Source organism: Stenotrophomonas sp. 704A1 (genome assembly GCF_030549525.1).
GTDB classification, from domain to species: Bacteria; Pseudomonadota; Gammaproteobacteria; order Xanthomonadales; family Xanthomonadaceae; genus Stenotrophomonas; species Stenotrophomonas tuberculopleuritidis.
In genome coordinates, this window is the sequence record NZ_CP130831.1 from 2924483 (window position 1) to 2942856 (window position 18374).

The window sequence follows — 18374 nt, forward strand, 5'->3', positions numbered from 1 at the left end:
TTGTCGTGCAGCAGCCGAACCTGGCTCGACTCTACAGGATGCAGGAAGGCCGCCCGGAGGCGGCCTTCCTGTTCCCTCACTTCGCGTTCTTCACGTAGGTGTCGAACCAGTTCAGCATTTCCGCCACCAGCTGCTGGTTGGACTCCAGCGCGGTGTACCAGTGCGGCTCGTTGGGCAGCATCACCAGGCGGGTGGTACCGCCGTTGCCACGGATCGCCTGGTACAGCTTGCGCGACTGGAACGGCTCGGTGCCCGGGTTGGCGTCATCCTCGCCGTGGACCAGCAGCAGCGGCAGCTTGATCCTGTCGGCGTAGAAGAACGGCGAGGCCTTCAGGTACACGTCCTGCGCCTGCCAGACCGAGCGGCGTTCGTTCTGGAAGCCGAACGGGGTGAAGGTCTTGTTGTACGAACCACTGGTCGCCACGCCAGCCTTGAACAGCTTGGTGTGCGCGATCAGGTTGGCGGTCATCAGGCCGCCGTGGCTGTGGCCGGTCACGCCGATGCGGTTGCGGTCGACCACGCCCATGTCCACCGCCTTGTCCACCGCGGCCTTGGCGTCGGCTTCCAGCTGTTCCAGGTAGGTGTCGTAGGCAGTCTTCGGGTCGCCCACAATCGGGAACGAGGCGTTGTCGATGATCGCGTAGCCGGCCAGCAGCATCAGGCGGTACGGCTGCAGACGGGTGAATGTCTGCTGCGAACCGGACACCTGGCCGGCCTGCGCGGCGTTGGCGAAGTCGGCCGGATAGGCGTACAGGATCGCCGGCACGCGCTGGCCTTCCTTGTAGCCCGGCGGCGTGTACAGAGTGAACGACAGGTCCACGCCGTCGGCACGCTTGTAGGTCACCAGCTGCTTCTTGATCTGGCGCACTTCCGGAGTCGGGTCGACCAGCCTGGTCAACGCGGTCGCGGTGGAAGCGAACTGCGCCTCGCCGGTCCTGGCGTCGTCCACCGCCTCGCCCTGCTGGCGGATGAAGGCGTTCGGCGGGTCGATCACCGACTGGTGCCAGGTCAGATAGCGGCCCGGCGTAGTGCTGAAGCCGAGGAACTGCTCGTAGGCATCGGCGCTGCTGCGGAACAGGCGCTCGCTCTTCAGCGTGCCCAGGTCCAGGCGGTCCAGGAACGGACGGTCGCCCTGCGGCGAGGCGCCACGGCCGCTGAGGAATACATGGTTGCCGTCCTGGCGCACGACCTGTGCGCCATTCGGCAGGCGGGTGTAGACCAGGTTGCCGGGGTTGCCGTACAGCTCGTCGCTGGACATGTCCCACAGCAGGCGGCCCTCCTTCTTCGGCTGGTCCACATCGACGATGCGGGTCTGCACCCAGTGGCGGTTCTCGTCGTTCTCGTACTGGAAGGCCACCGCCGGGTCCGCCGTCCATGCGAAGCCTTCAAAGCGCTGCGCGGTGCGGGCGATTTCCACCGGCTTGCCATTGAACGGTGCCTTCAGCATCAGCACGCGATCGCGATGCGGCACGCTGACCTTCCAGTCGCCCTTGTCCAGCGCTTCGGCATAGACCAGCGTAGCCGGATCGGTGGCACGCCAGTCGAAGCCGCGTGGGCCTTCCGGTACGCCGTGCACCGGCACGCGGTCGGCCAGCGGCAGGCTGGCGATGGGCGTGCTGCGGCCGCTGCTCACATCCAGCACGGCCACGTCATTGGCAAAGCGCTGGTAGGTCACCGCGTGCGAGTATGGCGCCTTGATCGACTCGGTCAGCACATGCACGCCGTCGGGCGCGGCGCTGACTTCGTTGAACAGCGCCGGCTGCCCGACCGGGCGCACGCTGCCGGCAGCGGTGTCGACCACGGCCAGCTGCGCGGCACCGTAGTAGGCGAACAGCGCCTCGTCATGCGCGCTGGTGAGCGTGTCGCGGGCCTCGTAGGTGCTGCTTTCGCCGCTGCTGCCCAGCGATTCCTGCGCATCCGGGCCGGTCGGCACGCCGCCATTGGACGGCGCCGGCCCCTGGTTGGCCGGCACCAGCTTCACCAGCAGGTTCCGGCTGCCACCAAGCCACTGCACGGTGTAGCCGAAGATTGGGTTCAGCTGCACATCCGGCACCTGCTTCACCTGGCCGGTGGCCGCATCGCCGACCCACAGCTGCACGCTGGTATCGACCGCGTTCTGGAAGGCGAAATGGCTGCCGTCGGCCGACCACAGCGCGCCGCCGGCGCAGCCCTGCGGCAGGTTCACCTTGGTTTCCTTGCCACTGCCGATGTCGACCAGGGTGAAGTCGGCCACGCAGGCCGGAATGCCGTAGCCGCCAGGCGTGTCATGGCGGCTGCGGTTCTTCGGCTCCAGGCGCACGCCGGCCAGCTTCAGGTACGGCTGGGCGACGCGGCTGATCGACGGGTAGGTCTGTGCAGTGGTCAGCAGCAGGCGCTGGCCCCCCGGTGCCACGTTCGGTGCCGGCGGCGGTGGTGCCTTCAGCACCTTGAGCAGGTGCTCCGGCGGCTTCGCGTAATCGGCAAGCGCCGGGCCAGCGGCCAGCAGGCCGACGGTGGCAACGGCAACCGCCGCCGCCAGAGAGGTATGACGGATGAGCATCCTGATCCCCTGAGTGTGAGTTGAGTGCCCGCACGTGGGCATCACCCGAATCTAGCACCGCCGGCGCCCCGGGGAATGGGCCGGAAGTGCCAGTCGCCCGACCGTGCAAAGCGATGCCCGGCCGGGCCGGCGCCAGGCACCCCGGCGCCCGCCGCGCTATTGCCGGGCGTGCAGCTCCCAGGTGGACAGGTAATCCGGATCGATCACCGTCACTCCGCTGGACAACAGGCGGTACTCGCCGGGCTGGGCAGGCAGGTACTGGTCCAGCATTGGCGGCAGGTAATGCTCGTGGCCATCGTCGTCGTCGGCCAGCACCAGTCCTTCCTCGGCGCTCACCCGCAGCACCGTCCCTGCGAACTGCTCCAGGGCCTGCACCTGGCCATCCCCACCGAAACGGGTGAGGCCCACCAGCACTACTTTGCCGATCATCTGCTCGGCCTTGGCGTCATCCAGGGGCGGCAGTGTTCCATCGAAGTCGTTGTTCATCGTGCACCTCGGAAGCCTGCATGGATATCGTGGAGGAGGCTCTTCCGGCCCGGCGCTGCGGCACCGCACCGTCGGCGAAGCCCTTCAAAGGTGTACCTGTATCGGCATTGCGAACCGAGCGGAAAACGATGCAGCCATCCGTGTTCGGTCGACCAGAGCAGTTTCCCTGACACTGCATGAACCGCAGCCTGTCCTTCCCTGCATGACGTGCGGTTTGCGGGCGTCGGCGGGTAGCAGCCGGATGCAGGTGTGGAAAGGGTATCGGGGGATGTCGTTCTGCATCATGGTGCATCCCTGCCATGAAGCAGCCATCGTGGACGGCGGTCAGCGCTGCGCACACTCAATGGAAACAGGAAGGGCCTGACGCGGGATACCGTGGAGACGTCGCATGGATACCTCCTGCTGAGGGCCGCACCCTGCACTGAAGCTGCGCACGTCACGATGCTGCCACCGGCCACGAAATGGCCAGGTGAAGGAGAGCATCGTCTGTGATGGGCCCTTCCAACGGCACCAGGCCCCGGTTTCAAGCCTGGTGGGTGCGATGCACCGGGGTGTGGAGCACGTGCCGCAAACGCGGCGGACCGCCGCGCGTGGCCCCAGCGCTCCCAGTGCACCGGCCACGCTAGAATGCGCCATGCGTACCGTCCATGCCCTCCGCTACATCACCCCGCTGCGCGAAGGGGGCTCCCTGCCCGCCGTGGTCGAGACCGACGACGACGGCATGGCCGTACTCAAGTTCCGGGGTGCGGGACAGGGCCCGAAAGCGCTGATCGCCGAACTGGTTGCCGGCGAAATGGCCCGCGCCGTTGGCCTGCCGATTCCGGAAATCCTGTTCGTCGAGTTGGACAGCGAGTTCGCCCGCACCGAACCGGACCCCGAGATCCAGGACCTGATCCGCGCCAGCGAAGGCCTGAACCTGGGACTGGACTACCTGCCCGGCGCGATCAACTACGATCCGGCGGCGATGCCGGTCGACGCCGAGCTGGCCTCGCGCATCGTCTGGTTCGATGCATTCACCAGCAACGTGGACCGCACCACACGCAATCCGAACCTGATGGTGTGGCACCGCAAGCTGTACCTGATCGACCACGGCGCAGCGATGTACTTCCACCACGACTGGGCCAACGCCGGCGATGCCTGCGAAAAACCCTTCGTGCTGATCCGCGACCACGTGCTGCTGTCGTTCGCCAGCCGCATCGCCGAGGTGGATGCCGAGCTCGCCGCGCGCCTGCCTGATGGCGAGATCGAGCGCATCGTCGGCCTGGTGCCGGACAGCTGGCTGATCGATGAACCCGCCTTCGACAGTCCCGACGCCTACCGCCAGGGTTACATCGACTACCTCAAGCACCGCCTGAAGGTTCGTTCGGTATTCGTGCAGGAGGCCCTCCGTGCCCACGCTGCACACGTATGACTACGCCATCATCCGCGTGGTACCGCGGGTGGAGCGCGAAGAATTCATCAACGTCGGGGTGATCGTGTCCTGTCCGGGTGCGCGCCATCTGGAAGCGGCGATCGAGATCGATGCGGCGCGCCTGCAGGCGTTCGCGCCCTCGCTCGACCTGGAAGCACTGCAGCCCTGGCTGGATGCGATCGTGGCGATCTGCCGCGGGGATGCCGATGCCGGCCCGATCGCACAGCTGCCGGCACGGGCGCGCTTCCACTTCCTCACCGCCAAGCGCAGTTCGATCGTGCAGATGTCCAGCACACATGTGGGGCGCACGGCCGACCCGGCCGGCGTGGTGGAACACCTGATGACCAGGATGGTGCGGGTGCCGCGCTGAGGCGGCACCTGCCGCACTACAACGGCAACCGCCGCGCGATATAGTTGACCACATTACCGACCGCATCCGGATCAACGTTCGCCAGGCCGATGACAACGTAGCCCTGCCCAGGCAGTACCACGATGGCGCTGTTCGAGCCCGGCGCGCCACCCTCATGTCCGTACTGGCGCTGGCTGCCCTGCCCCTGTACGACGAAGCCGTAGCCGTACCAGCCCTTGTGGTTCTGCGCGGTGGTGGCCTGTTGCAGCAGCGCCGGTGACAGCAGCGTGCCGTTGCGCAGGGCCTCGCAGAATCTCAGCATGTCAGCGGCGGTGCTGTAGCCGCCACCGGCCGACATGCCGCGCCAGGGCAGCGTCTTCGTCTCGCGCCCCCAATGCCCGTCCTTCCTGGTGTAGGCGACAGCACGCTGCGCAACGTCCACCGATTCCGGCTCGAAGCCCGTGGCCATCATTCCTGCCGGGCGCAGGATGTGTTCGTCCACATGATCGTAGTACGACTGCCCTGATACGGCCTCGATGATGCGCCCGAGGACGATGAAGCCGTAGTTCGAATAGCTGTCCTGGCTGCCGGGCGTGAACTGCGGCGCGTCCTTGGCGAAGCGCTGCACGTAGTCATCCAGCGTCTTCAACGAAGCCGAGTACTGGTCGAAATCATCGCTGAAGAAGTCACCCAGCCCGCTGGTGTGGGTCAACAGCTGGCGCACGGTCACGGTATCGGCGACGACCTTGTTCGGATAGTCCGGCAGGTGCTTGCCGATCGTATCGTCCAGGCCTACGTTGCCGGCCTGCACAAGCTTCAGGATGGCCACCGAGGTGAACATCTTGTTGGACGAGGCCAGGCGGAACTGCGTCTCTGCCCCGACGGGCGTGTCGGCGGTCCGGTCGGCCAGGCCACCCTTCCAATCCAGCAGCACGCGCCCGTTGTGCGCCACCAGCACGGCACCCGACAGCGCATCCTCAGCTGCCAGGGCGTCCAGCTTCGCGCGGGCGTCGGCCATCAGCTCCGGCAAGGCCATGCGTGCGGGCCGGTACTTTTCCGGCGTGGGCGTGCCCTCAAGCTGGAACAGCTTCAGGTGTTCCGGATGGGCCGGATCCATCTCCGCAGTCACCAGCATCGCGCGCTCGGTGTGCTGCGCCAGCACGAGCAGCTTCGCCCGTAGCGGCGTGCTCTCATGCACTTCCAGCAGCTTCAGCGGGCCGGTCGACTCGCGGAATTCCAGATAGTCCTGCGGAGTGCTGCCTTCCTGCTTGGCGTAACGCTCGGCGAAGGCATGCAATTCCTCCAGGCTGCCGGCATTGAAGGCCGCCAGCCAATCATCGGCAGCGTGCCGCGCGACTGACGGCGCCGGGTCTGAGCGCGGTGCGCCGGCGGCTGCGGAATGCGGCACCGCCCAGCCGAAGGCACACGCCAACGCAGTGAAGAGGATGAGGCGACCGGCACTTCCCATGGCGACTCCTTCGCAGCCGTGACTGCACACACAGTGGACCCATTGCCAACATGCCGCACGCGCCGCCGTCGGCAGCGCGACGCGGCAACACGACGCTCCCCGATTGGTGAACCGCTACGTCACTGCCGTCGACTCAGGCCAGGGACGGCCCGCGGTTCTCATGCTGGCGGGTGTCGATCGCCAGCTGCTGCTCGCGCTGCTGGTTGTCGCCGGCGAGCTCGCGTGCCGTCTCGTCCATCGAGCGCGCAGGCTGCGCCGTATCCACACTGGCACGCTCGCCGGGAATCAGGCCGGCCACCCACAGGCGATCACCGGCCACCATCACCCGATCGACGCGCTCGGCTTCGTGGATGCCATTGCGCTTGGATTCCAGCACGGCCTGCATCACGTGCCCATCGCCGATATCGCCCGGCGTGCCCTGGCGGATGCGCTCGAACAGGGCGGCATCATTGGGCGACAGCGACTCGACGGCACTGCGCGGCTGCGACGACACGGGCGGCATCTCCATCGCGTCGGGGGCAGCTGCGGCCGGATTGGCCGCAGCCTGCTGCCGTGCCTGCACCTGCTCCGGCTGGAACTCACTTCGGGTATAAGGCGGGCGCTGCGGCGGCCAGTTCTCGGCGCGGTCGAATTCGGTGGTGGGCGCGTACTCCCTTGCCACCGCCGCATCGTTCAACTGCCGGCGTGCGTCCTCATCGATGATGTTGCCCGGGCGCAGCGGCAGGCCCTGGTCCTGCTGGAACTCGCGCATCGCCGCCTGCATGCCTGCATCGAAGGTGCGCGCTTCGCGTTCGGCGCGCGGGTTGGGTTCGGCCAGGTAACCCAGCGCTTCCAGCTGGCGGCGCATCTCGAACACGGGTTCGCCCCTCTCACCCGGGCCCAGGTTGCCGTCGGCCAGCGGCCCGCTCAGGTCGGTCACCGTCTTCCGCTTGAAATCGGGATCAACCGCCAGTGTCTCGCTGCGCATGCGCTGCAGCAGCGCGTCGTCAATGTGGCCATTGGCCGGGGTGATGCCCCGCTCGGTCTGGAAGCGGCGCACGGCCTGTTCGGTGGACGGACCGAAATCACCGTCGGGATTGATCGCGACGTTGGCGTTGTTGCGGATGTCCAGCCGCTGCAGGTACTGCTGCGCTTCCAGCACCTGCTGGCTGGCATCGCCGCGCTGCAGGTCCATGGCCGCAGCGGTGCCCTGCGCGGCCGGCACCGGCATCTGGAAGTCCGGCTGCTGCACGCGCTGGACCAGGCCAGCCACCTGCGATTCCCATCCGGTCGCCAGCGCGGCGATGCTGTCGGGGTACGGGCTGCCGTTGTTCAACTCACCGCCGTTGACCGACGCCCGCGCCTGGCGGTAGTCGACATGGTCGGCATTGACGTTGTCGGAGAGCCGCGCGCCGAACATGCCATCGCGCATGCCCACCACCAGCACCCGGGTGGCGATCTCCGCTTCCGCCGCACGCTCTGGATGCTCGACCAGCTCGCGCCCCATGCCCAGCGCTTCACCCAGCCGCTCATAGTTGTTGACGTGGGTCAGGTGGGCAAAGCCCCGGCCGTAGTACTCTTCGCCGCCGAAGTAACGCAGGTCCACCGCCTGCTTCCTGCCCCAGTCTTCCTCGGGCGCGGCGAAATTGCGCGACTCGTGCTGCGCCGTGGCCAGCACATAGGCAATCTGCCGATGATCGGTGATGCCATTGTCGATGCAGGTACGGACGATCATCTCGACCGACTGGTCGCGGGTCAGGCCGAAGCCCACCCCGCTCTTTCCATAGCCATCACTCATCTCTCAGTACTCCCTGTGCATGTCGATTCCCTTCCGCGCGGCAACTATTCCAGCAGGTCCGACTCGGTCGGGCGCTCACCCCTGCAGGTGTCGTAGCGACGTGCCAGCACGGTGCGTGGCTGGGTTCCGCGCAGCTGGATCACCTTGTCCTCGCGCTCGCACGGGCTGACCCGTGCGCGCAGGACGAACCGGCCGTGGTCGATGTGGTCGATATCGCGCCCGCCAATCGCCGCTTCCAGCGCCGTGGCCCGCACATAGCGGTTGCGCTTGGCGTCGAACAGGTAGAACGCATGGACGGGTACGTTGTAGACACCGGTGTTGTCCTGCCATACCTGCAGGTCGGGCATGCCATCACCGTTGAAGTCCGCAACGGTCAGCAGCACGGAAGCGGACCCCCGCGCATCCGCGCCGGCCCGGGTCAGGCGCGGTTGTACGCCGGTGACCATCACCTTGCGGCCGCCGCGGGTCACCTCCATGGCCTGCACCTGGCAGGTGGTCACGTTGTCGGTGCCACTGCAGTCGGCCACCTTGAACACGACCTGCAGGGCAGGCGAGATGTCGCCCGGGCCGGGCTGCAGGGTGATCCTGCCCTGGGCGTCCGGCGCGCCATCGGCAGTATGGCTCGCGGCCTGCGCCGGGGCCCGGGCCGCGTTGGCTTCGGCAACCAGTGCAGCCGCTCCCCCACCCTGCAACTGGCGCGCGCGCAGCAGCGTCATGTGGGTGCGGCACTGCTGTGCATCCAGCTGGGCAGCGGCGTCGCCCGCCAGCGGGCAGCGGCTGTCCCGCTGGCCGATCCATTGCCGCTGCAGGACACGCAGCACGCGCTGGTCACCCACTGGCAGTGCCGACAATGCCGCTGAGTAGGCGGCGTTGAGGGCATCGTCATGGATCTTCAATTCGCTGTCGACACAGCGCCGGCGGGCATCGACCGTAGTGGCGGCGGCCATGCACGGCGCGTACGCCGGACCCAGGTAGCGCGCATCGCCGGCCAGCAGCTCGGCACCGCTGGGCACCTTGCGCGCCGCCTGGGGCGCTGCCTGCGCGGACGCACCGAGGCATGTGGCCAGAAGCAGCAGGGCGGCCGTCACCCGGATGCGCTGCCCGCGCACACGATCAGACTTCAACATGCATTTCCTTCCCTGGGGGCACTGGCTGGCCCCGTCCTTGTCCGATGATGGAGGCTGCACGATGGCGCGTGCAACTTCAGCGACTCCGGTCACAGCTGCCATTCAGTACCCCGCCTCGGCGCCGTTCCAGGCATCGGACGGTGCCCGGACGCCGCTATCTGGGCAACGCATACGCCATCACGTAATCGCCCTTCGGGGTTTCCATGAAATGGTGGCCGCCGGCCATGATCACCACGTACTGCCGCCCGCCCTGCTCGTACACCATGGGATTGGCCTGGCCGCCGGCCGGCAGCCGGGTGTGCCACAGCTCCTTGCCGGTCTTCAGATCGATGGCACGCAGCAGGTCATCGGTAGCGGCGGCGATGAAGACCAGGCCACTGGCGGTGACCACCGAACCGCCGTTGTTCGGCGTACCGATCTCGATCGGCAGGCCGGAGCGTATCCCGAACGGGCCGTTGCCACGCGCACTGCCGAACGGGCGGTCCCACAGCAACTTGCCGCTGCGCAGGTCGATGGCGCGGATGCCGCCATAGGGCGGCTGCTTGCACAGCAGTCCGGTGAACGGCAGCCGCCATCCGGCATTGACGTCGATGCCATAGGGCGTGCCGACCTGCGGGTCCCCTGCCCCTTCGGCGCCCCCCTTGTCGGCGCGGATCTGTTCGCGCGGCAGCCAGCCCTTGCGGTCCGCTTCGGCGCGCGGCACCAGCCGGTTGTAGTTGGGCATGTCGTTGTAGTTGGCCACGATCACGCCACGACGCGTGTCGATGGCCACGCTGCCCCAGTCCGAGCCGCCGTTGTAGCCGGGATATTCGATGGAATGGCGGTCGCTGGTCGGCGGCGTGTAGAAGCCTTCGTAATGCGCCTTGCGGAACTGGATGCGGCACACCAGCTGGTCGATGGGGGTGATGCCCCACATGTCACGCTCGGTCAGCGCGTTGGCGCGCCGCAGCGTGTGGTACAGCGAGAACAGCTGCGTTGGCGCGCGCTGCTCCGGCTCGACACCGCCGCCAGGCACGCTGCGCTCCTCTGCGGGGGTGAGCAGCTGGCCGTTGCGGCGGTCCAGGATGTACAGGTCGCCCTGCTTGGTCGGCAGCAGGATCGCTGGCACCTTGCCCGCTGCCGTCGGGAAGTCGATCAGGCTGGCCTGCGAACCCAGGTCGTAGTCCCACACATCCTTACGGACCGCCTGGAAGTGCCAGACCGGCTTGCCGCTGGTCACATCGATGGCGACCAGCGAGGTCGCATAGCGGTTCTGGTTGTCCGTGCGCGAACCACTCCAGTAGTCACCGGCGGCATTGCCCATCGGCAGATACACCAGCCCCAGCTGCTCGTCACCGGTCGCCGTGGTCCACATGTTCGGAGTACCGCGGGTGTAGGTCTGCTCGCGCGGCGGCAGCCCGCTGCGCTCGGGCCGGTCCATGTCCCAGGCCCAGCGCAGCTTGCCGGTGACGGCGTCGTACGCCTGGATCACCCCCGACGGCGCATCCCGGCGCTGGCCATCCAGCACCTGGTGGCCGGTGACGATGACGCCGCGCACGATGGCCGGCGGCGAGGTGATCGATACATAGCCCGGCGGCACCTCGCCCATGCCCAGAGTGATGTCGACCTGGCCGTTGTTGCCGAAGTTGATGCACGGACGCCCGCTGTCGGCATCCACGGCGATGATCCGGCCATCCAGCGTGCCTTCGATGATGCGCGCCGTGCAGGCCGGACGGCTGCCGGGCGCTGCACGACGGCTCACCGGGGTCGGCGGCGGTGCCGGCAATGCCAGGTCCGCCGCAGCATCGGCCAAGGCGGCGTCGGCCACCGTCGGCGCAGGCGGCTGTTCGTAGTACGACACACCGCGGCAGGCGGCGGTATACGGAATCGAAGCGTCCTTCACCTTCGGGTCGAATCGCCACAGCTCCTTGCCGCTGCTCGCGTCGAGAGCAATCAGCTGATTGCGCGCCGAGCACAGGTACAGGCGATCGCCGATCTTCAGTGGCGTGGTCTCCGCGCCCCAACGCTTCTTCGGCACATCGCCGGTGCGGAACTGCCAGGCCAGCTGCAGCGTGCCCACATTGGCCGGGGTGATCTGCTGCAGCGGCGAGAACCGCGTGGCCGCGTTGTTGCGGCCCCATGCCGGCCAGTCGCCGTCGGCCGGCTGGTCGGCCGGCTGCAGGCCAGTGGTATCCCGGGTCGGGTCGAGCCCTGCGCTGACCGCTGCTTCGGGGAACGGCTGCTGTCCGTCGACCCAGCCATGCGGCGCGAAGGCGAGGCCAAAGGCAGCCACGAACACCAGCATCAATACCGCGGCCACGCTGCGCGACAGGCGCCTGGAGACCGGCGCCTGCAGCGTGGGGGCCAGCAGCGCCAGCACGATGCCCAGCGCCGTGACCAGGCCCAGGCGGGGCACCCAGCGCCAGTAGTCGCTGCCGGACTCCCACCAGGTCCACAGCAGCGTGCCGACGAACACCAGCGCGTACACCCCCGCACCACTGCGGCGGTTGGCCCACAGCAGGCCGCCACTGAGCAGCATGCCGAGGCCGGCGATGGCGTAGTACCAGGAGCCGCCCAGGTTGCCCAGCCACGCGCCCAGCCCGCCGATGACCGGGCCCAGCACCAGCAGCAGCAGCGACAGGACGATGACGAGCGGATGCCGGCGCGTTCCGGCATTCGGGGACGGGGACGGGGACTGCGGCGTGGCGGACATCGACGATCTCCGGGGGCAGCATGCCCTGTTATCCCACCGCCGACGTGAAGCGCGCGCGTAATCTGTTTGCGCCCCCTGCAACCGGCATGCACGCCGCGGAAACGACGACGCCGGCACAGGGCCGGCGTCGTCGGGTACCTCGGGCTCGCGGCAGGATCACTCCTGCGCGGCGTCCTCGCTGCTGGCAGCCGCCGGGGCGCCGTCGGTCGTGGCCGGGGCGGCAGCAGCCACCTCGTCCTCGTCCTCGTCGATCGAGGCATCCATGCGCTCCACCGCCTGCAGCTTCTCGTCCTTGGACAGGCGGATCAGGGTCACGCCCTGGGTGTTGCGGCCGACGCGGCTGATTTCCGAGCCACGCGTACGCACCAGGGTGCCGCCGTCGGAGATCAGCAGGACCTCGTCACCCGAGCCCATCAGCACCGCGGCGACCAGCTTGCCGTTGCGCTCGGTGGTCTGGATACCGATCACGCCCTGCGTGCCACGGCCCTTGCGTGGGTAATCCGGCAGCGGAGTGCGCTTGCCGTAGCCGTTTTCGGTGGCGGTCAGGATGTACTGCACGCTGGCGTCGTCGGCACCGTCGATCACCGCATCGCCGTTGGCGGCGGTTTCCTCGACACCGTTGTCGTCCTCGTTCTCGTCCTCGCTGCCGCCGGCACTCTCGGCGACGATCAGGCTGACCACTTCCTCGCCGGCCGGCATCCTGATGCCGCGCACGCCGGTGGCGGTACGGCCCATCGAGCGGACCTTGTCTTCACCGAAGCGCACGGTCTTGCCGTTGGAGGCGAACAGCAGGATGTCACGCTCGCCATCGGTCAACCCGACGCCGACCAGGGCATCGCCTTCGTCCAGGTTGATCGCGATCTTGCCGCGGGCCAGGCGGAAGGCGAATTCGCCCAGCGGGGTCTTCTTCACCGTACCGTTGCGGGTGGCGAAGAACACGAACTGGCCATCGGCATACTCGCGCACCGGCAGCACGGCCTGTACGCGTTCGCCGGGTTCCAGCGGGATCCAGTTGATGATCGGACGACCGCGGGCGTTGGAACCGGCTTCAGGCAGCTGGTACACCGGCAGCCAGAACACCTTGCCCGAACTGGTGAAGGTCAGCAGCGTATCGTGCGTGTTGACCAGCCACAGCTGTTCGATGAAATCCTCTTCCTTGGTCGACGCCGCGCTGCGGCCACGACCACCGCGGCGCTGTGCGCGGTAGGCACTGACCGGCTGGCGCTTCACGTAACCGGCGTGCGACAGGGTGACCACCACGTCTTCCGGCGCGATCAGGTCGAGGATGTCCAGATCTTCTTCGCTGTGGCGGATTTCGGTGCGACGCTCGTCGCCGAACTCGGCCTTGACGTTGATCAGCTCTTCGCGGATCACCTGCAGCAGGCGATCGGGATCCTGCAGGATGTGGATCAGCCCGGCGATCACTTCCAGCAGCTGCTTGTATTCCTCGGTCAGGCGATCCTGCTCCAGCCCGGTCAGGCGGTGCAGGCGCATTTCCAGGATCTGCGTGGCCTGGATCTCGGTCAGCTGGTAGCCGCCCTCGATCAGGCCCACGCCCTTGGGCAGGTCTTCCGGACGCGACGCTTCGGCACCGGCGGCGCCCAGCATCGAACCGACCAGACCCGGCTCCCACAGGCGGGCGAGCATGCGTTCGCGCGCTTCGTTGGGATTGGGCGAGGTCTTGATCAGTTCGATCATCTCGTCGATGTTGGCCAGCGCGACGGTCAGGCCTTCCAGCACGTGGGCCCGGGCGCGCGCCTTGCGCAGCTCGAACACGGTGCGGCGGGTGACCACTTCGCGGCGGTGGCGGACGAAGGCCTCGAGCATCTGCTTGAGGTTCATCAACTGCGGGCGGCCATCGACCAGCGCCACCATGTTGATGCCGAACACCGACTCCATCTGCGTCTGCTGGTACAGGTTGTTCAGCACAACCTCGGCAGATTCACCGCGCTTGATCTCGATGTAGATGCGCATGCCGTCCTTGTCGGACTCGTCGCGCAGCTCGCTGATGCCTTCGATCTTCTTTTCCTTGACCAGCTCGGCGATCTTTTCGATCAGACGCGCCTTGTTCACCTGGTAGGGAATTTCAGTGACGATGATCGATTCGCGGCCGTTGTCGGCCACTTCGACGTCCGCCTTGGCACGGATGCGCACGCGGCCACGGCCGGTGCGGTAGCCGGCGACGATGCCGGCGGTGCCGTTGATGATGCCCGCGGTCGGGAAGTCGGGGCCGGGGATGTACTCCATCAGGCCGTCGACATCGATCTCCGGGTTGTCGATCAGCGCGATGCAGGCGTTGATCGATTCACTCAGGTTGTGCGGCGGGATGTTGGTCGCCATGCCCACCGCGATACCGGCCGAACCGTTGACCAGCAGGTTCGGGAACCGGGTCGGCATGACCGTCGGCTCCAGTTCCTTTTCGTCATAGTTGGGCTGGAAATCGACGGTTTCCTTGTCGATGTCGGCCATCAGCTCGTGCGCGAGGCGCGACATGCGCGCTTCGGTGTATCGCATGGCCGCGGCGGAGTCGCCATCGATCGAGCCGAAGTTACCCTGGCCATCGACCAGCATGTAACGCAGCGAGAACGGCTGCGCCAGGCGCACCAGCGTGTCGTACACCGACTGGTCGCCATGCGGGTGGTACTTACCGATGACGTCACCGACGATACGCGCCGACTTGAAGTAAGGCTTGTTGCTGTGCGCGTTGAGTTCATTCATCGCGAACAGCACGCGGCGATGCACCGGCTTGAGGCCGTCGCGCGCATCCGGGAGCGCGCGGCCCACGATCACGCTCATGGCGTAATCGAGGTAGCTCTTGCGCATCTCGTCTTCCAGGTTGACCTGGATGATTTCCTTGGCGGTTTCTGCCATTCGGGTTCCGTTGTCTGGTAGCGGTCCAGTCCGGCGCAGCCCTCTGCGGGAGGGGGTCGTGCCGGAACCTCGATTCAACCTGTGGATACTACCACAACGGCCCGTTTTCCGCCTCCCTTTACCGGGATTTTACCGGCACAAATCAGGAACTTAGGGGCTGCAGGGCACCGGAAGGCACGATCGGGACGGGGCCGGGGGCCTTTCCAGCGGAAAGGATCCGCCCCCGCCCTCTTCAGGTCCCGAAGGCTGCGCGCATGTTCTCGACGGTCGGGTTCAGGATCACCCCGCGCTCGGTCACGATGGCGTCGATCAGCTCGCCCGGTGTCACGTCGAATACCGGATTCCAGGCCGCGATGCCCTCGGCGACCGTGCGCGTGCCTCCCACGCCATACAGCTCGCCCGGGTCACGCTGCTCGATCTCGATCTGGCTGCCGTCCACGGTGTCCATGTCCACCGTCGAGGACGGCGCCACCACCATGAACCGGACGCCGTGGTGGCGCGCGGCGATGGCCAGCTGGTAGGTGCCGATCTTGTTGGCGGTATCGCCATTGGCGCAGATGCGGTCGGCGCCGACGATCACCCACTGCACGGCACCGGTCTTCATCAGGTGCGAGGCAGCCGAGTCGGCGATCAGCGTGGCGTCGATGCCATCCTGCTGCAGTTCCCACACGGTCAGGCGCGCGCCCTGCAGCCACGGCCGGGTCTCGCCGGCAAACACGCGGGCGATGCGGTTCTGCGCCATGCCGGCGCGGATCACGCCCAGCGCGGTACCGAAGCCGGCGGTGGCCAGCGAGCCGGTGTTGCAGTGGGTCAGCACACCGCTGCCGGCGTCGATCAGACCGGCCCCCAGTGCACCCATGTGGCGGTTGGCGGCCAGATCTTCCTCGGCGATCGCCTGCGCCTCGGCCTCCAGCACGGCCTTCCAGTCGGCGCCGGCGGTGGCCAGGCAACGGCGCATCCGTGCCAGCGCCCAGGCCAGATTGACCGCGGTCGGGCGCGACGCGTTCAAGCGCTGCAGGGCCGGCTCCAGCTGCTGCAGTGCATGCGCACCGTCGGCCGCCTGCACATCGCGTGCTGCCAGCACCACGCCCCAGGCCGCGGCGATGCCGATGGCCGGCGCGCCGCGCACGGTCAGCGCATGGATGGCCGCGGCAACCGCATCACTGTCATGACAGGCCACGTGTTCGACCACGAACGGCAGCTTGCGCTGGTCCAGCAGCTGCAGGGTGTCACCGGTCCACAGGATCGGGCGGATGTGGTCGTAACGGGCGTAGTCGAGGTCGGTGGCAGTGTTCATGCGCCCATTGTAGGGCCACGCCCGGCAGGGTTGGAGCCTGCGCGGGCTCAATTCACCGAGAATTCGGCGCGGCAGCCACCATCGACCCAGATGCCGCTGCGGTTCCAACCCCAGGTCCGGCCTTCCTCGCAGGGCGTGCTCGACAGCTGGTTGGACACCGTGGCGCTGCTGGAAATGCTGGCCCCGCAGAAGCGGCGCTTCTTGGATTTGGATTCGCAGGTCAGCCGGCGCGGCATGTCGACGAATCGTCCCTGCTCATCGGCCACCTCGAAGTCGCCCTGGCAGCCGCGGCTGGTCCAAACCTCGTTGCGCTTGTAGCCCCAGCCCTGGCCTTCCCGGCACGGCATCACCGACAGCTGCCGCAGCAGCCGGACCGGCGCACCGTCCAGGCGCACCGGGCAACTCTGCGGGCGGCCACTGGATTCACAACGCACCACCCGCCGCACCAGCCGCTTGCGGCCGTCCGCGGCAGGCGCCACCCCGGCATCGGTGCCACGTGCGCGGAATTCGGCACGACAGCCCAGGGTCACCCACACGCCACTGCGGTCGGTGCCCCATTCGCTGCCGCGGATGCAGCTGTTGCTGGACAGCTGCCGGATCAGGTCGACACCGTTGCTGACATCGATATCACAGTGCACCCACGCCATGTCGCGCGATTCGCAGGTCACCACTTCCCCGTCGTAGCCGGCCGTCTGCGCCGACGCCGACGACGGCAGCAGCCCACCCCATATCGCCACGGAGTACATCGGTGCCGCCACGACCGCGAACCACTTGACCAAAGCTTTCCCCAGGGAATGGATGAACCGCGATGCCAGTGTGCGGCAACAGCTGTGATAAGAGCATCATCGCGCTTGCTGAATCAAGCGCGAAACCGCACTGTTTCATTCAGTCTGTAGCGTTCAGGAAAACGCCGGGGTCAGGCGTGGGCGAAATCGAACGCAAGCACGTCGGCAATGCGCGGCGTGCGATTCATCGCCATCAGCAGGCGGTCGATGCCGACCGCTACGCCGGCGCACGCCGGCATCGCCGGCAATGCCGCCAGCAACGCTTCATCCAGCGCGGGCAACACCTGGCCCCGCGCATGCCGGCGCTGCAGGTCATGCTGGAAACGCGCGCGCTGTTCCTGCGCATCGTTCAACTCGTGATAGCCGTTGGCCAGCTCCACCGCACCCAGATACAGCTCGAAGCGCTCGGCCAGCGGAGGCGTGCCGGGGCGGATGCGGGCCAGTGCGGCCTGGCTGGCCGGCCAATCATGGACCACGGTCATGACCGCGTCATCGAAGTGCGGTTGGATGCGATGGGTCATCAACAGGTCGAGCCAGTCATCGCGGGTCAGGCCGACCGGATCGATATGCACCTCGCCGAGTGCGGCACGCAGTTCGGCCTCATCGGCATCGAACGGGTCCACACCGGCATGCTGCTGGAACAGCGCGCGGTAGCTCAGTACGCGCAGCGTTGCACTGCGGCCGACCATGGCCAGCGCCTGCCGCACCAGTTCAGCGGTTTCCTCCAGCAGGCGGTGGTGGTCCCAGCCCACCCGGTACCACTCCAGCATGGTGAACTCGGGATTGTGGCGGCCGCCGGCTTCGCCATTGCGGAACACCCGACCCAGCTCGTAGCAGTCGCCGACACCGGCCGCAAGCAGCCGCTTCAGCGGATACTCCGGCGAAGTACGCAGCCAGCGGCGACGGCCACCGGCATCGACGTGGCCACTGAAATCGGTATGGAAGCTGTCGATGTTCGGTTCGGTGTTGCCGCCGACCGAGAGGATCGGCGTTTCCACTTCCAGCACGCCGCGCTCGGCGAAGAAGTTGCGCAGCAGTGCATTGAGGGCGGCCCGTTGCTGCAGGCCACGCAGCAGCGCGCCGCTCACAGGATGCCCTCCGGACGCGGGTGGTCCAGCGGCAGGGTCAACAGGTCGCGGGTGTCATCGATGTAGCCGCTGGCCAGGTACAGGCGCCGCGCCAGTTCGTTGTGGTGGTTCACTTCCAGCCGCAGGCGGCTGACGCCCCGGCCGCGCGCGCGCTGCTCGCAGATCGCCAGCGCCTGTTTGCCGCGGCCACGGCCACGTGCGCGATGGCTCAGATAAAGCTCGTCGAGCAGCATGAAGTGACCGCCCTGTTCCAGACTGAAACCCATTGCGATCACCGCATAGCCCACCACCTCACCGGCCTCGTCCAGCCACAGCAGCACTTCGCCGTTGCGCGGGTCGGCCAGCAGCGCATCCACCCCGCGGCGCACGCGCGCATCGTCGAACTCGATCCTGTCTTCGGCGTAGAAATCCGCCATCAATGCAATCAGCCGTTCCTCGTCGGCGCGGGTGGCCAGGCGGAAATCCAGCGGTGCGGTCTGCATCG

The 18374-nt window shown here is 67.4% G+C and carries 13 protein-coding genes; 2 read left to right on the plus strand and 11 right to left on the minus strand.

The genetic code is table 11. The features are described 5' to 3' along the window. Positions 1 to 76: 76 nt before the first annotated feature. Entirely contained in the window at positions 77 to 2539 is a 2463-nt protein-coding gene (locus Q5Z10_RS13705; protein ID WP_303635971.1) for a S9 family peptidase, read from the minus strand. 156 nt (positions 2540 to 2695) lie between these two features. Further along, on the minus strand, positions 2696 to 3025 hold the full coding sequence (locus Q5Z10_RS13710) for a hypothetical protein (RefSeq protein WP_303635972.1): 330 nt from the start codon (positions 3023 to 3025) through the stop codon (positions 2696 to 2698). Positions 3026 to 3659: 634 nt separating this feature from the next. Here Q5Z10_RS13710 and Q5Z10_RS13715 point away from each other — a divergent pair. Together Q5Z10_RS13715 and Q5Z10_RS13720 are read left to right on the plus strand one after the other, a co-directional pair. Beyond that, positions 3660 to 4436: a HipA family kinase gene (locus tag Q5Z10_RS13715; protein WP_303635973.1), complete on the plus strand. Its 777-nt coding sequence runs from the start codon at positions 3660 to 3662 to the stop codon at positions 4434 to 4436. Continuing rightward, positions 4414 to 4806: a DUF3037 domain-containing protein gene (locus Q5Z10_RS13720; RefSeq protein WP_303635974.1), complete on the plus strand. Its 393-nt coding sequence runs from the start codon at positions 4414 to 4416 to the stop codon at positions 4804 to 4806. Before Q5Z10_RS13715 ends, Q5Z10_RS13720 begins: the two co-directional genes overlap by 23 nt. A gap of 16 nt (positions 4807 to 4822) precedes the next feature. Here the strand turns inward: Q5Z10_RS13720 and Q5Z10_RS13725 are convergent, their stop codons facing one another. The 9 genes from Q5Z10_RS13725 to Q5Z10_RS13765 all read right to left on the minus strand — a co-directional run bounded on the left by Q5Z10_RS13725 (position 4823) and on the right by Q5Z10_RS13765 (position 18372). Then, complete coding sequence (locus Q5Z10_RS13725; RefSeq protein ID WP_303635975.1) at positions 4823 to 6253, minus strand: serine hydrolase domain-containing protein; 1431 nt, start codon at positions 6251 to 6253, stop codon at positions 4823 to 4825. 133 nt (positions 6254 to 6386) lie between these two features. Beyond that, on the minus strand, positions 6387 to 8030 hold the full coding sequence (locus tag Q5Z10_RS13730; protein ID WP_303635976.1) for a peptidoglycan-binding domain-containing protein: 1644 nt from the start codon (positions 8028 to 8030) through the stop codon (positions 6387 to 6389). Between the two features lie 44 nt (positions 8031 to 8074). Beyond that, positions 8075 to 9157, minus strand: a complete 1083-nt coding sequence (locus tag Q5Z10_RS13735; protein WP_303635977.1) for a lysozyme inhibitor LprI family protein — start codon at positions 9155 to 9157, stop codon at positions 8075 to 8077. A gap of 154 nt (positions 9158 to 9311) precedes the next feature. Further along, positions 9312 to 11849: a membrane-bound PQQ-dependent dehydrogenase, glucose/quinate/shikimate family gene (locus tag Q5Z10_RS13740; RefSeq protein ID WP_303635978.1), complete on the minus strand. Its 2538-nt coding sequence runs from the start codon at positions 11847 to 11849 to the stop codon at positions 9312 to 9314. 156 nt (positions 11850 to 12005) lie between these two features. Beyond that, positions 12006 to 14720: a DNA gyrase subunit A gene (gyrA, locus tag Q5Z10_RS13745; RefSeq protein ID WP_303635979.1), complete on the minus strand. Its 2715-nt coding sequence runs from the start codon at positions 14718 to 14720 to the stop codon at positions 12006 to 12008. Positions 14721 to 14952: 232 nt separating this feature from the next. Then, positions 14953 to 16017 (minus strand): S-methyl-5-thioribose-1-phosphate isomerase, encoded by a 1065-nt coding sequence (gene mtnA, locus Q5Z10_RS13750; protein ID WP_303635980.1) that lies wholly within the window; start codon positions 16015 to 16017, stop codon positions 14953 to 14955. 47 nt (positions 16018 to 16064) lie between these two features. Then, positions 16065 to 16796, minus strand: coding sequence for a DUF3011 domain-containing protein (locus tag Q5Z10_RS13755; RefSeq protein WP_303635981.1), 732 nt, complete (start codon positions 16794 to 16796; stop codon positions 16065 to 16067). A gap of 137 nt (positions 16797 to 16933) precedes the next feature. Beyond that, the gene (gene epmA, locus Q5Z10_RS13760; protein ID WP_303635982.1) at positions 16934 to 17890 is read right to left on the minus strand and encodes an EF-P lysine aminoacylase EpmA; all 957 of its coding nucleotides are present in this window, start codon (positions 17888 to 17890) and stop codon (positions 16934 to 16936) included. Next, positions 17887 to 18372, minus strand: a complete 486-nt coding sequence (locus Q5Z10_RS13765) for a GNAT family N-acetyltransferase (RefSeq protein WP_303635983.1) — start codon at positions 18370 to 18372, stop codon at positions 17887 to 17889. Before Q5Z10_RS13765 ends, epmA begins: the two co-directional genes overlap by 4 nt. Positions 18373 to 18374: the final 2 nt, after the last annotated feature.